Origin of the sequence: Commensalibacter melissae (genome assembly GCF_009734185.1) — a bacterium.
Taxonomy (GTDB): Bacteria; Pseudomonadota; Alphaproteobacteria; order Acetobacterales; family Acetobacteraceae; genus Commensalibacter; species Commensalibacter melissae.
The window spans coordinates 1515968-1537165 of record NZ_CP046393.1 but is presented as its reverse complement, the minus strand read 5'-3'; the positions used below and the strand labels follow the sequence as shown (position 1 = coordinate 1537165).

Annotated in this window: 31 protein-coding genes; all 31 read left to right on the top strand. The window is 42.1% G+C overall.

Features of this window, described 5'->3' with window-relative positions; all coding sequences use genetic code 11:
• The first annotated feature begins 76 nt into the window (after positions 1–76).
• The 31 genes from rpoC to rplQ all read left to right on the top strand — a co-directional run bounded on the left by rpoC (position 77) and on the right by rplQ (position 21124).
• Positions 77–4327, top strand: a complete 4251-nt coding sequence (gene rpoC / locus GN303_RS06835) for a DNA-directed RNA polymerase subunit beta' (protein ID WP_110438410.1) — start codon at positions 77–79, stop codon at positions 4325–4327.
• Between the two features lie 369 nt (positions 4328–4696).
• Positions 4697–5068: a 30S ribosomal protein S12 gene (rpsL, locus tag GN303_RS06830; RefSeq protein ID WP_003621118.1), complete on the top strand. Its 372-nt coding sequence runs from the start codon at positions 4697–4699 to the stop codon at positions 5066–5068.
• A 15-nt stretch (positions 5069–5083) separates the two neighbouring features.
• Positions 5084–5560: a 30S ribosomal protein S7 gene (gene rpsG, locus GN303_RS06825; protein ID WP_110438409.1), complete on the top strand. Its 477-nt coding sequence runs from the start codon at positions 5084–5086 to the stop codon at positions 5558–5560.
• Positions 5561–5627: 67 nt separating this feature from the next.
• A complete protein-coding gene (gene tuf, locus GN303_RS06820; protein WP_110438408.1) occupies positions 5628–6818 on the top strand; it encodes an elongation factor Tu in 1191 nt (396 codons plus the stop codon).
• 96 nt (positions 6819–6914) lie between these two features.
• Positions 6915–7223, top strand: a complete 309-nt coding sequence (gene rpsJ / locus GN303_RS06815; protein ID WP_110438407.1) for a 30S ribosomal protein S10 — start codon at positions 6915–6917, stop codon at positions 7221–7223.
• Between the two features lie 10 nt (positions 7224–7233).
• Positions 7234–7923: a 50S ribosomal protein L3 gene (gene rplC, locus GN303_RS06810; RefSeq protein ID WP_110438406.1), complete on the top strand. Its 690-nt coding sequence runs from the start codon at positions 7234–7236 to the stop codon at positions 7921–7923.
• 5 nt (positions 7924–7928) lie between these two features.
• The gene (rplD, locus tag GN303_RS06805) at positions 7929–8543 is read left to right on the top strand and encodes a 50S ribosomal protein L4 (RefSeq protein WP_110438405.1); all 615 of its coding nucleotides are present in this window, start codon (positions 7929–7931) and stop codon (positions 8541–8543) included.
• Positions 8544–8578: 35 nt separating this feature from the next.
• Positions 8579–8875, top strand: a complete 297-nt coding sequence (locus GN303_RS06800; RefSeq protein WP_197037492.1) for a 50S ribosomal protein L23 — start codon at positions 8579–8581, stop codon at positions 8873–8875.
• Between the two features lie 17 nt (positions 8876–8892).
• Positions 8893–9723 carry a 50S ribosomal protein L2 gene (gene rplB / locus GN303_RS06795; protein ID WP_110438403.1) on the top strand — a complete coding sequence of 277 codons (831 nt, stop codon included), beginning with the start codon at positions 8893–8895 and terminating at the stop codon, positions 9721–9723.
• 15 nt (positions 9724–9738) lie between these two features.
• A complete protein-coding gene (rpsS, locus tag GN303_RS06790) occupies positions 9739–10017 on the top strand; it encodes a 30S ribosomal protein S19 (RefSeq protein WP_110438402.1) in 279 nt (92 codons plus the stop codon).
• Positions 10018–10020: 3 nt separating this feature from the next.
• Positions 10021–10422 (top strand): 50S ribosomal protein L22, encoded by a 402-nt coding sequence (rplV, locus tag GN303_RS06785; protein ID WP_110438401.1) that lies wholly within the window; start codon positions 10021–10023, stop codon positions 10420–10422.
• Between the two features lies 1 nt (position 10423).
• Complete coding sequence (rpsC, locus tag GN303_RS06780) at positions 10424–11101, top strand: 30S ribosomal protein S3 (protein WP_110438400.1); 678 nt, start codon at positions 10424–10426, stop codon at positions 11099–11101.
• A gap of 62 nt (positions 11102–11163) precedes the next feature.
• Positions 11164–11580 (top strand): 50S ribosomal protein L16, encoded by a 417-nt coding sequence (gene rplP, locus GN303_RS06775; protein WP_110438399.1) that lies wholly within the window; start codon positions 11164–11166, stop codon positions 11578–11580.
• A gap of 1 nt (position 11581) precedes the next feature.
• A complete protein-coding gene (gene rpmC, locus GN303_RS06770; RefSeq protein WP_110438398.1) occupies positions 11582–11818 on the top strand; it encodes a 50S ribosomal protein L29 in 237 nt (78 codons plus the stop codon).
• A gap of 14 nt (positions 11819–11832) precedes the next feature.
• Positions 11833–12111: a 30S ribosomal protein S17 gene (gene rpsQ / locus GN303_RS06765; RefSeq protein WP_110438397.1), complete on the top strand. Its 279-nt coding sequence runs from the start codon at positions 11833–11835 to the stop codon at positions 12109–12111.
• Positions 12112–12124: 13 nt separating this feature from the next.
• The gene (gene rplN / locus GN303_RS06760) at positions 12125–12493 is read left to right on the top strand and encodes a 50S ribosomal protein L14 (protein WP_110438396.1); all 369 of its coding nucleotides are present in this window, start codon (positions 12125–12127) and stop codon (positions 12491–12493) included.
• Positions 12493–12813 (top strand): 50S ribosomal protein L24, encoded by a 321-nt coding sequence (gene rplX, locus GN303_RS06755; protein ID WP_110438395.1) that lies wholly within the window; start codon positions 12493–12495, stop codon positions 12811–12813. Before rplN ends, rplX begins: the two co-directional genes overlap by 1 nt.
• An 11-nt stretch (positions 12814–12824) precedes the next feature.
• The gene (gene rplE, locus GN303_RS06750) at positions 12825–13394 is read left to right on the top strand and encodes a 50S ribosomal protein L5 (RefSeq protein WP_110438394.1); all 570 of its coding nucleotides are present in this window, start codon (positions 12825–12827) and stop codon (positions 13392–13394) included.
• A gap of 101 nt (positions 13395–13495) precedes the next feature.
• On the top strand, positions 13496–13801 hold the full coding sequence (rpsN, locus tag GN303_RS06745) for a 30S ribosomal protein S14 (protein WP_110438393.1): 306 nt from the start codon (positions 13496–13498) through the stop codon (positions 13799–13801).
• Positions 13802–13812: 11 nt separating this feature from the next.
• Entirely contained in the window at positions 13813–14211 is a 399-nt protein-coding gene (rpsH, locus tag GN303_RS06740; protein ID WP_110438392.1) for a 30S ribosomal protein S8, read from the top strand.
• A 12-nt stretch (positions 14212–14223) separates the two neighbouring features.
• Positions 14224–14757: a 50S ribosomal protein L6 gene (rplF, locus tag GN303_RS06735; protein ID WP_110438391.1), complete on the top strand. Its 534-nt coding sequence runs from the start codon at positions 14224–14226 to the stop codon at positions 14755–14757.
• A complete protein-coding gene (gene rplR / locus GN303_RS06730; protein ID WP_110438390.1) occupies positions 14757–15119 on the top strand; it encodes a 50S ribosomal protein L18 in 363 nt (120 codons plus the stop codon). The genes rplF and rplR overlap by 1 nt, the downstream gene beginning before the upstream one ends.
• A 12-nt stretch (positions 15120–15131) precedes the next feature.
• Complete coding sequence (gene rpsE / locus GN303_RS06725; protein ID WP_110438389.1) at positions 15132–15710, top strand: 30S ribosomal protein S5; 579 nt, start codon at positions 15132–15134, stop codon at positions 15708–15710.
• A complete protein-coding gene (rpmD, locus tag GN303_RS06720; protein WP_110438388.1) occupies positions 15703–15885 on the top strand; it encodes a 50S ribosomal protein L30 in 183 nt (60 codons plus the stop codon). The genes rpsE and rpmD overlap by 8 nt, the downstream gene beginning before the upstream one ends.
• Positions 15886–16374, top strand: a complete 489-nt coding sequence (gene rplO, locus GN303_RS06715) for a 50S ribosomal protein L15 (protein ID WP_110438387.1) — start codon at positions 15886–15888, stop codon at positions 16372–16374.
• Between the two features lie 134 nt (positions 16375–16508).
• The gene (gene secY / locus GN303_RS06710; protein WP_110438386.1) at positions 16509–17858 is read left to right on the top strand and encodes a preprotein translocase subunit SecY; all 1350 of its coding nucleotides are present in this window, start codon (positions 16509–16511) and stop codon (positions 17856–17858) included.
• Positions 17855–18511 carry an adenylate kinase gene (locus tag GN303_RS06705; protein ID WP_110438385.1) on the top strand — a complete coding sequence of 219 codons (657 nt, stop codon included), beginning with the start codon at positions 17855–17857 and terminating at the stop codon, positions 18509–18511. Before secY ends, GN303_RS06705 begins: the two co-directional genes overlap by 4 nt.
• A gap of 194 nt (positions 18512–18705) precedes the next feature.
• On the top strand, positions 18706–19083 hold the full coding sequence (gene rpsM, locus GN303_RS06700) for a 30S ribosomal protein S13 (protein ID WP_110438384.1): 378 nt from the start codon (positions 18706–18708) through the stop codon (positions 19081–19083).
• A gap of 52 nt (positions 19084–19135) precedes the next feature.
• Complete coding sequence (gene rpsK, locus GN303_RS06695) at positions 19136–19528, top strand: 30S ribosomal protein S11 (protein ID WP_110438383.1); 393 nt, start codon at positions 19136–19138, stop codon at positions 19526–19528.
• A gap of 121 nt (positions 19529–19649) precedes the next feature.
• Complete coding sequence (locus GN303_RS06690) at positions 19650–20669, top strand: DNA-directed RNA polymerase subunit alpha (protein ID WP_110438382.1); 1020 nt, start codon at positions 19650–19652, stop codon at positions 20667–20669.
• A 29-nt stretch (positions 20670–20698) separates the two neighbouring features.
• The gene (gene rplQ, locus GN303_RS06685; protein WP_110438381.1) at positions 20699–21124 is read left to right on the top strand and encodes a 50S ribosomal protein L17; all 426 of its coding nucleotides are present in this window, start codon (positions 20699–20701) and stop codon (positions 21122–21124) included.
• Positions 21125–21198 lie beyond the last annotated feature (74 nt).

Below are 21198 nucleotides of genomic sequence, written 5' to 3'. Positions count from 1 at the left end.
TTGTTAGGTTTTTTAAATATTATCAATGAGGTATTCAGTTTATGTATATCTCAACCCCCCAAAAGGTTTTTGGCGAATGAATGAACTTATGAAAATTCTTGGTCAGACTGGCCAAGCAATGACGTTTGATCAGATTAAAATTCAATTGGCCTCGTCTGAACAGATACGGTCTTGGTCTTATGGTGAAGTGAAAAAGCCAGAGACAATTAATTATCGTACTTTTAAACCAGAACGGGATGGATTGTTTTGTGCGCGCATTTTCGGTCCGATCAAGGATTATGAATGTCTTTGTGGTAAATATAAACGGATGAAATTCCGTGGCATAGTATGTGAAAAATGCGGTGTTGAAGTTACGCTTGCCAAAGTGCGTCGTGAACGTATGGGGCATATTGAGCTTGCAAGCCCGGTTGCACATATTTGGTTTTTGAAATCTCTTCCAAGTCGTATCGGATTAATGATCGATATGACTTTGAAAGATCTCGAGAGGGTTTTGTATTTTGAAAATTATGTTGTTTTAGAACCCGGGACATCGCCATTAAAACAATATAGCCTGCTGACTGAGGATCAATATCTTGATGCTATGGAAGAATATGGGCATGAGGGTATTGAAATAGGGATTGGTGCGGAAGCGATTAAGAAAATTCTGGTCAATATCGATTGTGATGTTGAAAAGGTAGAATTACGCGCCGAATTAAAAGAAACGACCTCTGAAGTCAAACGTAAGAAGCTTGTAAAACGTTTAAAACTAGTGGAAGCTTTTGCAGAAAGTGGTTGTCGTCCTGAATGGATGATCATGAGTGTTGTACCAGTCATTCCACCTGAATTAAGACCGCTTGTCCCATTGGACGGGGGCCGTTTTGCTACATCAGATCTCAATGATTTGTACCGTCGTGTCATCAACCGTAATAACCGGTTGAAACGGTTAATGGAATTGCGTGCACCGGATATTATCATTCGTAACGAAAAACGTATGTTGCAGGAATCTGTTGATGCGTTGTTTGATAATGGACGTAGAGGACGGGCAATTACAGGGGCGAATAAACGACCATTAAAATCCTTGGCGGATATGCTTAAAGGAAAACAGGGACGTTTCCGTCAAAACTTGCTTGGTAAACGTGTGGATTATTCTGGACGTTCAGTGATTGTGGTTGGTCCTGAACTGAAATTGCATCAATGCGGTTTGCCTAAAAAAATGGCATTGGAATTGTTCAAGCCATTTATATATTCCAAGCTTGAAAAATATGGGCATGCGACGACCATTAAGGCAGCTAAGCGTATGGTTGAGAAAGAACGCCCAGAAGTTTGGGATATTATTGAAGAGGTTATTCGTGAACATCCTGTCATGCTTAACCGTGCACCAACTTTACACCGCTTGGGTATTCAAGCTTTCGAACCTGTTTTGATTGAGGGTAAAGCGATTCAGTTGCATCCATTGGTATGTACTGCCTTCAATGCAGATTTTGACGGTGATCAGATGGCGGTTCATGTGCCATTGAGTTTGGAAGCGCAGCTCGAGGCACGTGTTTTGATGATGTCCACAAATAATATTCTTAGTCCTGCTAGTGGTAAGCCTATTATTGTTCCATCTCAGGATATTGTATTGGGGCTGTATTATCTGAGTCTGGAAATTCCTGAATTTAAATTAACTCCAGATCAATCCGAATATGATTCTGAAGGTCATCTTATTAAAAAGGGTGCACCTCTTTTTGCGAATATTGGTGAGATTGAACATGCATTGTCATCCAGAACCTTGAAGCTTCACGATAAAATTCGTTGTCGTTTTCAAACAAAGAATGCGGATGGTGAGCTAGTTTATCAAAAGGTAGTGACAACCGCAGGTAGAATGTTGATTTCACAGATTCTTCCAAAACATCCAGCAATCAATTTTTCATTGATCAATCAACAATTAACGAAAAAGACAATTTCAGATATTATCGATATTGTCTATCGTCATTGTGGTCAGAAGGAATGTGTGATTTTTGCGGATCGTATGATGGGACTAGGATTCTCTTACGCTGCTAAAGCTGGTATTTCATTTGGTAAGGATGATATGATCATTCCTGATGCGAAAAAGGAACTGGTCGCCAAGACAACCGAAGAGGTTAAGGAGTTTGAACAGCAATATCAGGACGGTTTGATTACAGCAGGAGAGCGTTATAACAAGGTTGTTGATGCCTGGTCACGTTGTACGGATGAGGTTCAGGCAGCGATGATGAAAAAGATTTCACATGTAGAGCCTGGCCAACCCATCAATTCTGTCTGGATGATGAGTCATTCTGGAGCTCGTGGGTCCCCAGCCCAGATGAAGCAGTTGGCCGGTATGCGTGGTCTGATGGCGAAACCGTCAGGTGAAATTATTGAACAACCTATTATTGCCAATTTCAAGGAAGGTCTTTCTGTTCTTGATTATTTTACGTCGACTCATGGTGCACGTAAAGGATTGGCTGATACGGCCCTGAAAACCGCAAACTCTGGATATCTTACTCGTCGTCTGGTTGACGTTGCTCAGGATTGCATTATTGTTGAGCCAGATTGTGGAACAGAACGCGGATTGGTTGTTCGTGCGGTAATGGATGGTGGTGAGGTTATTTCTTCACTAGCAGAACGTATTCTTGGACGTACATTGGCAGCAGATGTAACGGATCCAGCAACTGGTAAAATTCTTTATCCTCGTAACACGCTTTTGGAGGAGGCCGAGGTTGAGGCAATCGAAAAGGCCAATGTTGAAAGTGTGATGATTCGTTCTGTTTTAACCTGTGACAGTCAGGTTGGCGTATGCGCTCATTGTTATGGTCGTGATCTTGCTCGCGGAACTCCTGTTAATATAGGAGAGGCTGTCGGTGTTATTGCTGCTCAATCAATTGGTGAGCCTGGGACTCAGTTGACAATGCGTACATTTCATATTGGTGGTGCAGCACAAAAAGGTGCAGAACAATCTATGGTTGAATCCTCCCGCGATGGCAAGGTCAAGATTATAAATCTGAATGTTGTTCAAAACAGTCAGGGATTTGACATTGTCATGTCCAGAAACTGTGAAATTATCTTGTTGGATGATAATGGAATTGAACGCGCTCATTACCGTATTCCCTATGGTGCACGTTTGCTTGTTAAAAATGGATCGAATGTCAAGCGCCATCAGAAAATGGCAGAATGGGATCCATATACTTTACCTATTATTACTGAAAAATCAGGTACAATTGAGTATCAGGATCTGATTGAAGGTATTACACTGGTTGAACGGATGGATGAAGTCACGGGTCTTTCTTCAAAAGTTGTTGTTGACTATAAGCAAACAAGTAAATCTCGTGATTTGAGACCACGCTTGCAGTTAAAGGATTCAAATGGGGAAGTCATGAAGTTGGGGAACGGTAACGACGCACGTTACTTCTTGTCTCCAGATTCCCTGCTTTCTGTGGAAAATGGGGCGCAGGTTAATGCCGGTGATGTCTTGGCTCGTATTCCAAGAGAAGGTTCCAAGACGCGTGATATTACCGGGGGTCTTCCACGGGTGGCTGAACTTTTCGAGGCACGTCGTCCGAAAGATCATGCGATTATTGCCGAAAATGATGGTGTGGTTGAATTCGGAAAAGACTATAAGGCAAAACGTCGGATCGTTGTACGTAATGAGGATGCTGGTGAAGAAACAGAATATTTGATTCCTAAAGGAAAACATATTTCTGTACAGGAAGGTGATTTTGTCCGTAAGGGCGATCCTCTTGTTGATGGACCACGTGTTCCTCATGATATTTTAAAGGTTCTTGGAATTGAAGCCTTGTCGGATTATCTGATTGATGAAATTCAGAGTGTTTATCGTCTTCAGGGTGTGAAGATCAATGATAAACATATTGAAGTGATCGTTCGTCAAATGCTGCAGAAGATTGAGGTGACGGATCCAGGTGATACGACTTATTTAATTGGTGAAACTGTAGATCGCTTGGAATTTGAACAAGAAAATATCAAACGGATGAACGCCAACGAGCGTCCGGCAACTGGTTCACCAGTTTTACAGGGTATCACCAAAGCTGCGTTACAAACCAAATCCTTTATTTCAGCGGCTTCCTTCCAGGAAACAACTCGTGTATTGACAGAGGCCGCATCTGCGGGGAAGGTTGATACCTTGATGGGATTAAAGGAGAATGTAATCGTCGGACGTCTTGTTCCTGCAGGAACGGGTAGTGTTATGAACAGATTCCGTGCCATGGCCTATTCAAGAGATAGACAACGAATTCTGGATGCAAATAAGATGAATGGTGAAGCGGAAATTGAACTTTCTTCTGTTACATCAGAAAATAATGAAATAAAGGACGTGACTCAGGTCACTGAATAAGGTATAGGTATATAACTTTATTCGTTTTCAGTTTTATTAAATGGGTATTATTACCCATTTAATAAGTTAAAATACGGGTCATTTTTGTCTTTTGGCAAAAATAAAATGTTTTTTTGCAAGGTTACCTAGTTCAATTTTAAGCTGTTTTAAAAATAGCTTGCAATTTAACAAGGGTCTTGTTAAAAAGCATCGTTATCTGTTGAATAAATTTATGGCACATTAGATAAAACATCGTTTATAAGGTATATGGTTTTATTTTTATGCCAACTTTAGTGGCATTTATTTAATTAAATGTTAATTGTTGTAATGACCGTCGAGTAACGATATTGCGTTGCTTGACCTAGAAATAGTAAGGATCGGGAAAGGCGAATGCCGACCATTAACCAATTAATCGCTAAAGGCCGCGAACCTGCTGCCAAGCGCAATAAGGTTCCTGCTTTGCAGGGATGCCCGCAAAAACGAGGGGTATGTACTCGTGTTTATACAACAACACCTAAAAAGCCAAACTCAGCATTGCGTAAAGTTGCAAAGGTACGTCTGACGAACGGTTATGAAGTGGTGAGTTATATTCCTGGTGAAGGTCATAACTTGCAAGAACATAGTGTGGTCTTAATACGTGGTGGACGTGTTAAGGATTTGCCAGGCGTGCGTTATCATATTTTACGTGGTGTTCTGGATACACAAGGAATTGCAAAGCGACGTCAACGTCGTTCTTTGTATGGTGCTAAACGTCCAAAATAAGAGGAATTAAAAGGCATGAGTCGCCGACACCGCGCAGTAAAGCGTGAGATACTTCCCGATCCTAAGTTTGGTGATGTGGTCATCACGCGTTTCATGAATGCGTTGATGTATGATGGTAAAAAATCTATTGCTGAAAAAATCGTTTATGGTGCATTGGAATCTCTACGTGCCCGTGGCGGTGAATTAGCGGACCCTGTAAACCTGTTTCACGAAGCTTTGGATAATGTTAAGCCAGCCGTTGAAGTTCGTTCACGCCGTGTAGGCGGTGCAACGTACCAGGTGCCTGTAGAAGTTCGTGCTGACCGTCGTCAGGCATTAGCAATTCGCTGGTTAATTGACGCTTCCCGTAAACGTGGCGAAAATACTATGCAAGAAAGATTGTCAAACGAATTGCATGACGCTATCAATAATCGTGGAGCGGCTGTTAAAAAGCGCGAGGATACTCACCGTATGGCTGAAGCAAATAAGGCATTCAGTCATTATCGCTGGTAAGTATAAGTTTGAACTTAATTTTTTTAACCGAATTTCTTGGTAAAAACCGAGTTAACGGAGAGAGACAATGGCAAAGGCTAAATTTGAGCGGAATAAACCGCACTGTAACATTGGAACTATTGGTCACGTTGATCATGGTAAAACAACATTAACAGCTGCTATAACAAAAGTTTTGGCAGAAAAAGGCGGTGCGGATTTTACTGCCTATGATATGATTGATAAGGCGCCTGAAGAACGTGCCCGTGGTATTACTATTTCAACGGCGCATGTTGAGTATGAAACAGATAAACGTCACTATGCTCATGTTGACTGTCCTGGTCACGCTGACTATGTTAAAAATATGATCACAGGTGCGGCACAGATGGATGGTGCTATCCTGGTTGTTTCAGCTGCTGATGGTCCTATGCCACAGACTCGTGAACACATTCTTTTGGCTCGTCAGGTTGGTGTTCCAGCATTGGTCGTATTCATGAATAAATGTGATCAAGTTGATGACCCTGAACTTCTTGAGCTTGTTGAAATGGAAATTCGCGAATTACTTTCTTCGTATGAATTTCCTGGAGATGATATTCCTATTATTAAAGGATCAGCTTTGGTTGCTCTTGAAGATGGTGATCCAGAATTGGGTAAAAACCGTATTCTTGACCTGATGAATGCTGTTGATGAATATATCCCGCAGCCAGAACGTCCAATTGATCGTCCATTCTTGATGCCAATTGAGGATGTTTTCTCTATTTCTGGACGTGGTACGGTTGTCACCGGACGTGTGGAGCGTGGTGAAATCACTGTTGGTGAAGAAGTTGAAATTGTTGGTATTCATCCAACAACCAAAACAACAGTTACCGGTGTTGAAATGTTCCGCAAGTTACTTGACCGTGGTGAAGCGGGTGACAATATCGGTGCGCTTCTTCGTGGAACAAAACGTGAAGATGTTGAACGTGGTCAAGTTCTGGCTAAACCAGGAACCATTAAGCCACATAACAAATTTAAGGCGGAAGCTTATATTCTTACAAAAGAAGAAGGTGGGCGTCATACTCCATTCTTCACCAATTACCGTCCACAATTCTATTTCCGTACAACTGATGTAACTGGTGTTGTACATCTTCCAGAAGGTGTGGAAATGGTGATGCCTGGTGATAATGCGGCAATGGATGTTGAATTGATTGCTCCTATTGCCATGGATGAAGGTCTGCGATTCGCTATTCGCGAAGGTGGACGTACTGTTGGGGCTGGTGTAGTTTCCAAAATTACCGAATAGTCTCGGCTAATTAGTTTGGATTCCCAGCTGTTTTTGCAGCTGGGAATCTTGTTGTTCTTGGATCCGAAAAGGATTCGTTTTTGTAGGCAGAAATAAATGGAAAGCCAAAACATCCGTATTCGCCTTAAAGCTTACGATTATCGTGTGTTGGATAATAGCACTCGTGAAATCGTAAATACAGCGAAGCGTACGGGGGCACAGGTAAGGGGACCAATCCCGTTGCCAACGCACATTGAGCGGTTTACAGTTAACCGCTCACCCCATATTGATAAGAAGAGTCGTGAGCAGTTCGAAATCAGAACGCACCGGCGTTTGTTAGATATTGTTGAGCCCAACCCGCAGACCGTGGACGCTCTCATGAAACTTGACCTCGCCGCTGGCGTTGATGTCGAGATTAAGCTATAAGGTCCAGACGATGCGTACAGGATTGATCGCAAAAAAGTTGGGAATGACCCGGCTATTTAAAGAGGACGGCACTCATGTGCCAGTCACTGTATTGTACTTGGATGAAGTACAAGTAGTTGATGCTCGTACAAATGAACGTGATGGATACACAGCCCTTCAATTGGGGTATGGTAAAGCTAAGGTAAAAAATGTTAGCAAGCCTAATCGTGGTCATTTTGCACGGGTAAAAGTTGAACCAAAACAGAAACTTGTAGAATTTCGTGTTACGGAAGACGCTGTTGTTGAGGCGGGGGCAAGATTGACTGCCGCTCATTTTGTTGTAGGACAAAAGGTGGACGTAACTGGGACCAGTAAAGGTAAGGGATTTGCAGGTGGAATGAAACGTTGGAATTTCAAGGGGTTGGAAGCAACTCATGGTGTTTCAATTAGTCATCGTTCGCATGGTTCCACAGGGAATAGACAAGACCCTGGTAAAACATTTAAAAATAAGAAGATGGCAGGCCATTTAGGTAGTGAGCGTGTAACGACGCAGAATCTTGAGGTTGCTGCTGTAGATGTAGAGAAAAATTTGATCATGATTAAAGGTGCAGTGCCTGGTGCGAAAAACGGGTTTGTTCTCTTGCGTGATGCGATCAAAAAGCCTCGTCATGCTGATGCACCATTTCCGGCAGCATTGGCAACGGTTGCTGAGGAAGGTTGAACACTATGGATGTAGAAATCAAAACCTTCGATAATGGAAGTGCTGGCAATATTACGCTTCCAGATGAAATTTTCGGAATTGAACCCCGTCAAGATATTATGGCAAGAGTTGTGCATTGGCAGCTTGCCAAACGTCGTTCTGGCAATCATAAGATTAAGGGGCGTGGTGAAGTTTCTGGAACAACAAAAAAACCTTATCGGCAAAAAGGTACAGGTAATGCGCGTCAAGGTTCGTTACGTGGACCGCAGTTTCGTACCGGTGGCATTGTTCATGGTCCAGTAGTGCGTGATCATGGGTATGATTTGCCAAAGAAAGTAAGGCGTCTTGGTCTTATTTCTGCTTTATCACAGAAATTGGCAGAAGGTAAGTTGGTCGTTATTGACGAAGCCAATAATACTGCAAAAACATCTGAATTAGCTGCAAAATTAAAAGTGTTGGGCTGGAATTCAACTTTAATTATTGATGCAAATATTGATGAGAATTTTGGACGTGCAGTAAGAAATATCGCTTCAGTAGATATTCTTCCAACAATTGGTGCAAATGTTTATGACATTTTAAATCATGACATTTTGGCTATTACGCGCGCAGCAGTTGATGGGTTAAAGGAGCGCCTAGTATGACGAATATACTTTCAATTCGCCAAAAGGCGGAAAAAATGTCTCGTGAAGCGATGTTTAACATTATTCGCGCGCCCTTGATTACTGAAAAGGCAACTTTTTTGTCAGAAAAAAATCAAATTGCGTTTAAAGTTGCATCAAACGCTACTAAGCTTCAAATCAAAGTTGCGATTGAAACTTTGTTCGGTGTGAAAGTGTTGGGTGTTAATACGCTGATTTTAAAAGGTAAGACAAAAAGATTTCGAGGTCGGTTAGGGCGTCGTTCTGATGTTAAAAAAGCTTTTGTTCAACTTGCTGAAGGTCAGTCAATTGATTTGACAACCAAGTTGTCATAAGTGTGAGGTAGGAATTAATGGCACTTAAGCACTTTAAACCAGTTACTCCAAGTCTTCGTGGCACGGTTCTAATTGACCGTAAGGAGCTTTGGAAAGGTAAACCTGTCAAGACGCTTACCGAAGGTAAGAACAAGACGGGTGGACGTAATAATAATGGTCGAATTACCTCTCGTTTTATTGGGGGTGGGCATAAACAGTCATACCGTTATGTCGATTTTAAAAGACGTAAATATGATATGCCTGCAACTGTTGAACGGTTAGAATATGATCCCAATCGAACTGCTTTTATCGCGTTGATCAAATATGAAGACGGTGAGTTATCTTATATTCTGGCACCTCAAAGATTAAAAGCTGGAGATGTTGTAATCGCAGGTCAGCGTGTAGATGTTAAACCTGGAAATGCAATGCCTTTAGCAGCTATCCCTGTAGGAACCATTATTCACAATATTGAATTAAAAGAAGGAGCCGGCGGAAAACTGGTTCGTTCAGCTGGAACTTACGCTCAGTTGGTTGGTAAGGATGCTGGATATGCACAAATCAAACTGCAGTCGAATGAATTGCGTTTGGTACGTGGTGAATGTATGGCAACAGTTGGTGCCGTATCCAATCCAGATAACATGAATCAGCATTTTGGTAAGGCGGGACGTAGCCGTTGGTTAGGCCGTCGTCCACACAACCGTGGTGTTGTCATGAACCCGGTTGATCATCCTCATGGTGGTGGTGAAGGTCGTACTTCTGGTGGTCGTCATCCTGTGACACCATGGGGTAAACCAACTAAAGGTTATAAAACAAGAGTCAATAAGCGTACGGACAGCTTGATTATCCGTCGCCGTAAGACAGGCAAATAAAAGGGGCAAATAGAGATGGCAAGATCCGTCTGGAAAGGCCCGTTTGTAGACGGGTATTTACTTAAGAAAGCTGAAACCGCACGCGCTTCAGGTCGTAACGATGTGATCAAAATTTGGTCACGCCGTTCCACCATTTTGCCGCAGTTTGTTGGTTTGGTTTTTGGTGTTTACAACGGCCATAAATTTTTACCAGTGCAGGTCAGTGAAAATATGGTGGGTCATAAATTCGGTGAATTTTCGCCAACCCGTACATTCAATGGTCATGCAGCAGACAAAAAAGTTAAGCGGGGCTAGGATATGAGTAAACCAAAACATGATCGTGCACTCGCTGAAACCGAAGCACAGGCAATTGGACGTAATATTCGTGTAAGTCCACGAAAACTAAATCTTGTTGCTGGATTGATTCGTAATCAACCTGCATCCACTGCTTTGGCAAAATTAACCTTTTCTAAAAGAAGAATTGCTAAAGAAGTTAAAACAATTCTGGAAAGCGCGATTGCAAATGCGGAAAACAATCATCAACTTGATGTAGACCGTTTGATTGTATCCAAGGCAGAGGTGGGTAAAGCGATGGTTATGCGTCGTTTTCATGCGAGGGGTCGTGGACGTTCAGCGCAAATTCAGAAATTCTTTAGTCATTTGAAGATTGTCGTTGCTGAGCGTGACGAAAACGATTCTTCTGAAGGAAAGGCAGCATAATATGGGTCAAAAAGTTAATCCAATTGGGTTGCGTTTGGGTATCAATCGTACTTGGGATAGTCGTTGGTATGCAGATAATGATTATACCAAATTATTATTTGAAGATTTCAAACTTCGTGACCATTTACGCAAGAAACTTGCAGGTGCGGGTGTTTCCAGGGTTGTTATTGAACGACCAGCTAAAAAGCCTCGTGTAACGATTTATGCGGCGCGCCCCGGAATCGTTATTGGTAAAAAAGGTCAGGATATTGATAGCTTACGTAAAGAATTAACATCAATGGCCGGTGCAGAGGTTGCATTGAATATTGTTGAAATACGTAAACCAGAAATTGATGCGACACTTGTTGCTGAAAATATTGCCCAGCAGCTGGAAAGACGTGTGGCGTTTCGTCGTGCGATGAAAAGAGCAGTGCAGTCAGCAATGCGTTTAGGTGCACAGGGAATTCGTATCAATTGCAGTGGTCGTCTTGGCGGTGCTGAAATTGCACGCGTCGAATGGTATCGTGAAGGACGTGTTCCCTTGCATACTTTAAGAGCAGATATTGATTATGGTGTTGCCGCAGCTCATACAACCTATGGGAAATGTGGTGTAAAGGTTTGGATCTTTAAGGGCGAAATCATGGCCCATGATCCATTGGCCCAGGATCGCCGTGCTGCTGATCAGGCACCACAAAGGTAATTGATTAATTGGAGCATAATAGTTATTAATAAAGCTATTACAACGCATGAGGATTTTAAATAATGCTATCTCCGCGGCGGACTAAATTCCGCAAAGCTCATAAAGGCCGTATTCACGGAATGGCTAAAGGTGGGACAGAGCTTAATTTTGGAACCTATGGTTTGAAAGCACTGCAGCCAGAACGTATTACAGCCCGTCAAATTGAAGCGTCTCGTCGTGCGATTACACGTGCGATGAAACGTATGGGACGTGTGTGGATTAGAGTTTTTCCAGACCTTCCTGTCTCTAGTAAACCAGCAGAAGTTCGTATGGGATCTGGAAAAGGGTCTCCTGAATATTGGGTTGCTCGTATCAAACCAGGTCGTATTCTATTTGAGATTGAAGGTGTAAGTCCCGAAATTGCAAAAGAGGCGTTAACGCTCGGTGCTGCGAAGCTGCCAATTAAAACGAAATTTGTAACCCGTATAGGAGAGGCCTAGAATGGCAAAGGCAAATAAGCCAGCTGATCTGCGCGCTAAAACGGTAGACGAATTAAAGACGTTGTTAATTGATTTGCGACGTGAACAATTTAATTTACGTTTCCAACGTGCGACTGGTCAAAATGAGGGTGTGGGTCGAATTGGGGTAATCCGTCGAGATATTGCACGGATTAAGACCATTATGACTGAAGTTAACAAAAACGCCGCAGGTGCTGCCGCATCTGCCGGCAAGTCCTGAGGAGTTAATGGGCGATGCCAAGGCGCGTTCTAACCGGTCGGGTGACAAGCGATAAAATGGACAAAACAGTTTCTGTTTTGGTTGTTCGTCGCGTTATGCACCCGCTTTATAAAAAATTCATTCGTCGTTCGAAAAAATATGCGGCGCATGATGAATTAAATGAGTGTCAAATTGGAGATATGGTTCGTATCATTGAATCTCCTCCGATTTCAAAAAGGAAAACATGGACTGTGATTTCTCGCAACGGTGCACCTCTTGGTGCGGCTGAGCAAGTATCCAGCATAGAAGCTTAAGGGAGGCTTAACTATGATCCATCCCGAGACCAACCTAACTGTGGCTGATAATTCAGGTGCAAGAGAGGTGCAGTGCATTAAGGTACTGGGCGGTTCAAAGCGGAAAACCGCTTCGGTCGGCGACGTGATCGTCGTTTCTGTCAAAGAGGCTATTCCTCGTGGCAAAGTAAAAAAAGGTGATGTCCATCAAGCTGTGATTGTCAGAACAAGCTATCCTGTTCGTCGTCCTGATGGAACCTCAATACGTTTTGATAAAAATGCTGCTGTATTGATAAATAAACAAAACGAACCAATTGGCACACGTATTTTCGGCCCGGTAGTAAGGGAGTTGCGTGCACGTCAATTCATGAAAATTATCTCCTTAGCTCCGGAGGTTTTATAATGGCTGCACGTATTAAAAAAGGCGATCAAGTAATCGTTATTACAGGGCCTCAGAAAGGTGTGCAGGGTGAAGTCCTGTCAATTTCTCCTGTTGAAAATAAGGCAGTGGTTCGTGGTGTGGCGGTTGCCAAACATCATAAGAAACCAACCCGCATGGGTGATGCTGGTGGCATTATTGAGCGTGAAAAGGCTATTCACTTGTCAAATCTTAAATTGGTAGATCCAAAATCAGGGAAACCTACTCGTGTTGGATTTAGAGTTTTGGAAGACGGTCGTAAGGTTCGTGTTGCCAAAGCCACCGGTGAAGTGATCGAAGGTTAAGAGAGGTGGATATGTCAGAAAATAGTCAAGTTCGCTCTGAAGCGCGCCTTTACACGCTTTACAAAAATGAATTGCGTCAAAAGTTACGTGAACAATTCAATTACAAAAACGAAATGCAGATTCCGCGTCTTGAAAAAATTGTTTTAAACATGGGTGTTGGAGAAGCGGCAGGCGATCAAAAGAAACTGGATGCTGCCACGGAAGAAATGACCTTGATTGCCGGTCAAAAAGCCGTTAAAACACTTACTAAGAAAGCGATTGCTGGATTTAAAATTCGTGCTGGTTTACCCATTGGATGTAAAGTTACATTACGTAAAAACCGTATGTATGAATTTCTGGATCGTTTGGTTACAATCGCTTTGCCACGTGTTCGTGATTTTAGAGGGTTGCCAGCAAACAAAGGATTTGATGGTCGTGGAAATTTTGCAATGGGTTTGAAAGAACAGATTGTATTTCCTGAAATCGTTTACGATAAAGTAGACGAAGTACGTGGTATGGATATTGTGTTTGTAACAACAGCCAAGACCAATAACGAAGCCAAGGCTTTGTTAAAAGCATTTTCCCTTCCATTTATTGGATAGGAAATTGTTCTTTCGCTGCAAGGTGATACATTACCTTGCAAATTTGTTTTTTTTGGAAAACGGTCGATATAGTCGACAGGTTCCGGAGGGTAAAATTAAACATGGCAAAAACTTCAGCCATTTATCGTAATGCGAAGCGTGCACGTATGTCCGCACGTGATAAAGCAAAACGCATTGCGTTAAAAAATATTGTAATGGATAGAAGTTTACCAGTTGAAGATCGTTTTGATGCATCTTTAAAATTGGCTAAACTTCCTCGTAATGGTTCACGAGTAAGAGTGCGTTTGCGTTGTAAACTAACTGGTCGCTCTCGTGGGAATTACCGTAAATTTGAACTTTGCCGTATCGCATTGCGTGAATTGGCATCTACCGGGCAAATCCCTGGTATGGTTAAATCAAGCTGGTAAGGGATATATAGATGTCATTATCTGATCCATTGGGTGATATGCTCACCCGTATACGTAATGCACAATCAGCTCGTCATTCATTTTGTGTGGTTCCCGCTTCTAATTTGAGAGTTAATGTTTTGGAAGCATTAAAGCGTGAAGGTTATATTCGCGGATATAAAAAAGAAGAGCTTCGCAAGGGAATAAGTCAGCTTCGCATTGAATTGAAGTATTCTGAAGGTGCTCCTGTTATAAAAGAAATTCAGAGAGTATCTAAACCAGGTCGTCGCGTTTATTCTAAAATTAAAGAATTACCACGTGTCTATGGTGGCCTTGGGGTATCCATTTTGTCAACACCTCAGGGTGTTTTATCTGATATTGAAGCACGTGCCGCCAATGTTGGTGGTGAAGTGCTCTGTCGTGTATTCTAAGAGGAGGGATCAATGTCACGTGTAGGCAAAAATCCCGTGCAGATTCCGCAAGGGGTACAAGTTTCTCTGAAAGACGGTAAAATTGTTGTCAAAGGTAAAAGAGGCGAATTGTCTCTGCCTGTATCTGAACATATTGAAACTGTTATTGAAGATAATCAGGTTACTGTTAAGCCAAAAGATGATGGTGTTGCCGCAAGAACAATGTGGGGCACTACCAGAGCATTAATTGCGAATATGGTCAAAGGTGTTTCCGAAGGTTATACCAAGGCCCTGGAAATCACGGGAACTGGGTTTCGTGCCGCTGTTCAAGGTTCAAATCTTGTTATGAATCTTGGTTATTCACACGATGTTGTTTATCCAATTCCATCTGATATTAAAATTACAACGCCACGTCCAACGGCAATTGTTGTTGAAGGTAATGATAAACAACGTGTTGGTCAAATCGCACTTGATATACGTAATTTTAGAAAACCTGAACCTTATAAAGGTAAAGGTGTTCGTTATGAAGATGAGATTATACGTCGCAAAGAAGGCAAGAAAAAATAATGGGTATGCAACGTGAATTACAAACGCGCCGTCGCAGACGGTTGCGTTATCAGCTTCGTCAGAAAGGAAACGGGCGTCCACGTCTTTCGGTTTTCCGTTCAAGCAAAAATATTTATGCTCAAGTTATTGACGATATGGCTGGTAAGACTTTAGTTGCTGCTTCAACTTTGGATGCAGCGGCTAAAGAACAAATTAAAACTGGAGCTGATATTAATGCTGCTCGTGTTGTAGGCAAGTTGATTGCTGAGCGTGCAAAGGCAGCAGGATTGGAACAGGTCGTATTTGATCGTGGCTCCTATATTTATCATGGGCGTGTAAAAGCGCTTGCTGAGGCTGCCCGTGAGGGCGGGCTCTCGTTCTAAAAGGAGTCGCGAATGGCACGTGAAGTGAAAGAAGGCGGTCGCGGTGGACGTGAACGTGAAAATGAAGATTTGATCGACAAATTGGTATCGATTAATCGTGTTGCTAAAGTTGTAAAAGGTGGTCGACGCTTTGCCTTTGCTGCATTAGTCGTCGTTGGTGATCAGCGTGGACGTGTAGGATATGGTGCCGGTAAAGCCAGAGAGGTGCCTGAAGCAATCCGCAAGGCAACTGAGCAGGCTAAAAAATCAATGATACGTGTTCCCATGAAAGAAGGCAGAACATTGCATCATGATGTGCAAGGTTTTTATGGCGCCGGTAAGGTCGTGTTAAGATCTGCCGATTCGGGAACTGGTATCATTGCTGGCGGTCCAATGCGTGCGGTTTTTGAAAGCCTTGGAATTAATGATGTTGTTGCGAAATCAACAGGTTCACGTAATCCACATAATATGGTAAAGGCAACTTTTGATGCATTGCGTAGATGTGCGAGTCCAAGAGTTGTTGCAGCAAGACGTGGAAAGAAGGTGTCTGAAATTCTTGGTCGCCGTGATTCTGGCCATGCGTCTCAAAATGCGGAGGCTGTAAATGGCTAGTGATACGGTAAAAGTAACTCAGATAGCATCTGCAATTGGTCGTAAGAAAGATCAAAAGCAAACATTGACTGGTCTTGGTTTGAATCGTGTTGGTGCAACCCGTGAGTTGGAAAATACACCAGCTGTCCAGGGAATGATCAATAAGATTCGCCACCTCGTTAAGGTGGAGGGATAAATGAATCTAAATGAACTTCGTGATAATGCTGGAGCGAGATACCGTAAAAAACGTCTTGGACGAGGTATTGGTTCTGGTAAAGGAAAAACATCAGGTAAAGGCGTGAAAGGTCAGTTGGCACGTTCAGGTGTGGCAATCAATGGCTTTGAAGGTGGACAGCTTCCACTTTACCGTCGTATGCCAAAAAGAGGGTTTAAGAATATTTTTCGCAAAAATTATGTAGAAATTAATCTTCGGACCCTTTCATCCGCTATTGAGCAGGGCAAATTGAATGCATCATCTTTAATTGATGAAAAAGCATTGCGTGAGGCCGGTTTATTTAAGGGAAAAAAATACTCTGGCGTTTGTTTGCTTGCCAATGGAAATCTAAATCAGGCCATCAACTTGGAAGTGTCAAGAGCATCAGCGGCAGCTGTTGAAGCGGTTAAAAAAGCTGGTGGTTCTCTAAAGCTTTTATCGTCATCTGGGGATGTTTCTGCAGATGCCTAGGAAATGAAGAGGTAATATAATTTAAGTTTGATCAATTTTTAGATCAAAACATTATGTTACATTCTAATTTTAAGGTAAAATTACAGCGTCCCGTTTCGTTACGGTGACGCTGTTTTTTTTGAAAGGATAAAATTATGGCCTCTATGGCCGAACAACTAGCGGCGAATATTAATGTCAGTGCGTTTTCTAAAGCAACTGAATTAAAAAAGCGTATTTGGTTTACATTGGGTGCGTTAATTATTTACCGTCTAGGAACCTATATCCCAGTTCCGGGAGTGGATGCTACGGTAATGTCACAATTGCTGGCTAAACACCAGGGTGGTATTCTTGGTATGTTTGACATGTTCAGTGGTGGCGCCTTGGGTCGTATGACCATTTTTGCCCTAAACATCATGCCCTATATTAGTGCATCTATTATCATTCAGTTGATGTCCTCTGCGATGCCATCTCTTGAAGCCTTGAAAAAGGAAGGGGAGCAAGGACGTAAAAAGCTTAATCAATATACACGTTACCTGACGGTTTTCATTGCTTTATTCCAGGCTTATGGAATTGCCATTGGGTTGGAAAGTATGAAAAGTCCCGCAGGTTCTGCCGTTACTAATCCGGGAATGCTTTTCTTGTTAACCTGCGTCATCACGCTGGTTGGGGGAACGATGTTTTTGATGTGGTTGGGGGAACAAATCACGGCACGCGGGGTCGGTAATGGAATATCATTGATTATTTTTGCCGGTATTGTCGCTAATTTACCAACGGCTTTGGCAAGTTTATTTCAACTGGGTTACACTGGCGCTTTGTCTCCATTTTTTGTCGTTGCATTTCTTGTATTGGCAGCGGTTACAATCGCCTTTATCGTGTTTATGGAACAGGCGCAAAGAAGAGTTGTCATACAATATCCCAAACGGCAGGTTGGGCAACGCATGTATGGTGGTGATTCAACACATATGCCATTAAAAGTTAATACCGCTGGGGTTATACCGCCTATTTTTGCGTCTTCAGTTTTATTGATACCTGTAACAATAGCTGGATTTCTATCAAATGAATCGACACCTGGATGGTTGGCATATCTAGGACAGGAATTCGGTCAGGGTCATATTTTATATATGGTCTTTTATGCTGCCATGATTATTTTCTTCTCATATTTTTATGCAGCTGTATCCTTTAATCCCAAAGAAACGGCAGATAATTTACGAAAACAGGGTGGATTTATTCCCGGTATTCGTCCAGGTGCAAATACAGCAACCTATTTTGATAATATCCTGACACGGTTAACAACAATTGGAGCGCTATATCTTGTTGTTGTCTGTTTATTGCCACAATTTTTAATCAATCATTACAATGTTCCCTTCTATTTTGGTGGAACCAGTTTGATAATCATAGTTTCTGTGACAATAGATACGGTAACGCAGGTTCAATCCCATTTGGTTGCGCATCAATATCAGGGTCTATTACGCAAATCCAGGTTTGGAAAAGGAAAAAAACGGTGAAGCTAATATTTTTGGGCCCACCAGGGGCGGGTAAAGGGACGCAGGCTCAACGTTTGTCAGAAAAATATCATATCGCGCAAATCTCCACAGGAGATATGCTGAGGGCTGAGGTGAGGTCAGGGTCAGAAATCGGGAAAAAAGCCAAGGATATTATGGATAAGGGGTTATTGTTTCCTGATGATCTGATGGTTGAAATGATTGCAAAAAGAATTAAAAAGGATGATTGTAAAAACGGTTTTATTCTTGATGGTTTCCCTCGCAATGTGGATCAAGCAAAAGCGTTGGATAAAATGTTTGTCTCTGAACATCTGAAACTTGATGCTGTATTATTATTAAAAGTGGATGAAGAAAAACTTGCAGAGCGAATTTCCAACCGGTTTAGTTGTGCAAAATGTGGTGCCAGTTATAATAAACTTTCTAAAAAACCAAAAAAAGACGGAGTCTGTGATGCATGTGGTTCAACGGAATTTGTCTCAAGAGATGATGATAATAAAGATACCGTTCTGGAACGTTTAAAAGTCTATCGCGAACAGACCGCTCCCTTATTGCCATATTATGAAGAAAAAAAATGTTTGTATTCCATTGATGGTATGAAAAATGTGGATGAGGTGACAAAAGATATTGATTTAATTTTAAAAAAAAATAAAATGTAAGTTTATATTTTTGTGAAAAAATTATCATACTATATTGACTCTGTTAGTATGAAAGTTATATTGATGCTTTTAAAAGTATTTCAAACATGTTAGTTATTAATGAAACAGTTATTGATCTCGTAACTGTTGCTTTTTTAGTGGCTAGCTGTTAAGAATAGACCTAAATTATTAAGGCTAATTAAGGAGTATTGGGCGTGGCGCGTATTGCCGGCGTAAACATCCCGACGAATAAGCGGGTAACCATTGGTCTGCGTTATATATACGGCATTGGGCCGACAAAAGCGCAGGAAATTTGTAATAAATTGTCAATTCCTGACGAACGTAGGGTGAACGAACTTTCAGACGATGAGGTTCTGAAAATTCGTGAGTTAATTGATAGCGAGTATCAGGTTGAGGGTGATCTTCGTCGTGAAATCTCAATGAATATCAAGCGTTTGATGGACTTGGGATGTTACCGTGGATTGCGTCATCGTCGTGGTTTGCCTGTAAGAGGTCAGAGAACTCACACAAATGCTCGTACACGTAAGGGTAAGGCGGTTGCTATTGCTGGTAAGAAAAAAGTAACACGTTAACCCTTGGTTTGTTTTAATTTTTTATAACTAAACGGACAGGATAATAAAAGCCATGGCGAAACCCGCCACACCGCGTCTTAGAAAAAAAGAACGCAAAAACATTACTTCTGGCGTAGCGCATGTTTTGTCTACGTTTAATAATACGATGATCACTATCTCTGATGTTCAAGGAAATGCAATTTCATGGTCTTCAGCGGGTGCTCAGGGATTTAAAGGTTCACGCAAATCTACACCTTATGCAGCACAGGTTGCTGCTGAGGATGCAGGACGTAAAGCTCGTGAACATGGTATGGAAACTCTTGAAATTGAAGTGTCTGGCCCGGGATCTGGACGTGAAAGCGCACTGCGTGCTTTACAGGCGGTAGGTTTTACGGTTACTTCAATCCGGGATACCACACCAGTGCCACATAACGGATGTCGTCCACGTAAACGTCGTCGCGTTTAATCGTTCGTATATTATTTTCAATCAATAATGAATGGAAATAATATCCAAGTAACAAAAGCTGACTTTGAAGTTAAGATTTTGTTACTTTTTTGGTAATAATTTGAATTGAAAGGCCACCACCTTGGTCCTCCAGAAAAACTGGCAATCTCTTATTAAGCCGGAGAAGCTGGAAGTCGAACCGGGCTCGGCGTCACAAAATGTGGCGACCGTGGTGGCGGAGCCGCTTGAACGTGGCTTCGGCATGACGCTCGGTAATGCGCTTCGGCGAGTACTTTTATCTTCTCTTCAAGGGGCTGCTGTTACAGCTGTTCGTATTGATGGCGTTCTTCACGAATTTTCATCAGTTAATGGTGTGCGGGAAGATGTCACGGATATTGTCCTGAATGTTAAGCAACTGGCCATACGTATGCATAGTGATGGTCCAAAACGGATGATTTTGTCCGCGGTAGGTCCAGGCCAAGTTACAGCCGGACAAATTCAGACAGATCATGATATTGAAATCATGAACCCTGACCTTGTGATTTGCACACTTGATGATGGAATAAAGTTGGGTATGGAATTTACCGTTGAAATGGGTAAAGGTTATGTACCTGCCTCTACTAACCGTCAAGAGGATGCTCCAATTGGGATGATTCCAATTGACGCGATATATTCCCCTGTTCGTCGCGTTTCCTATAAAGTTGAGCCAACCCGTGTTGGGCAGGTAACAGATTATGACAAGCTGTTATTGACTTTAGAAACAGATGGTTCTGTAACGCCTGAAAATGCCGTAGCTTTGGCTGCGCGTATTTTGCAAGATCAGTTCCAGCTTTTTATCAATTTTGATGAGCCTAAACCAGTCGTGACGGAAGAGCCTAAGGAAGAGCTTCCATTCAATCGTAATTTATTACGCAAAGTTGATGAGCTTGAATTGTCAGTTCGTAGCGCCAACTGTCTCAAGAATGATAACATTGTGTATATTGGCGATCTGGTGCAGCGGACAGAGCAAGAAATGTTACGCACTCCTAATTTTGGTCGCAAGTCATTGAATGAAATCAAGGAAGTTCTTTCTTCAATGGGATTGTCATTGGGAATGAATGTGCCTGCTTGGCCACCAGAAAATATTGAAGAGTTAGCTAAACGGCTGGATGAGCTGTTTTAAGCATAGTATGATAGAAGAGGATTGAAATTATGCGTCACGGTATATCCGGCCGTAAATTGGGTGTGACTTCATCGCATCGCCTTGCAATGTTCAGAAATATGGCCGTTGCATTAATTAAGCATGAACAGATTACAACGACTTTGCCAAAAGCTAAGGAATTACGTCCAGTTGTCGAGAAACTTGTGACATTGGGAAAACGTGGTGATTTGCATGCACGTAGACAGGCTTATGCCATGTTGCGTGACGAGACTATTGTTGTTAAATTATTTTCTGTTATTGCTGATCGTTACAAATCGCGTCAAGGTGGATATTTGCGTGTGTTGAAAGCTGGTGTCCGTTATGGTGATGCTGCTGATATGGCAGTTATCGAATTTATTGAACGTGATGTAAATGCAAAAGGGCTTGACAGTGGACCAAAGCCCACTGATGAAGATTCAAACGAGTTAGCTGCATAATATTAAAATACCCTTTTGATTTTTAAAAAGAGATAGGTTTCTATCTCTTTTTTTGTTTGTAATGAACAAAATTG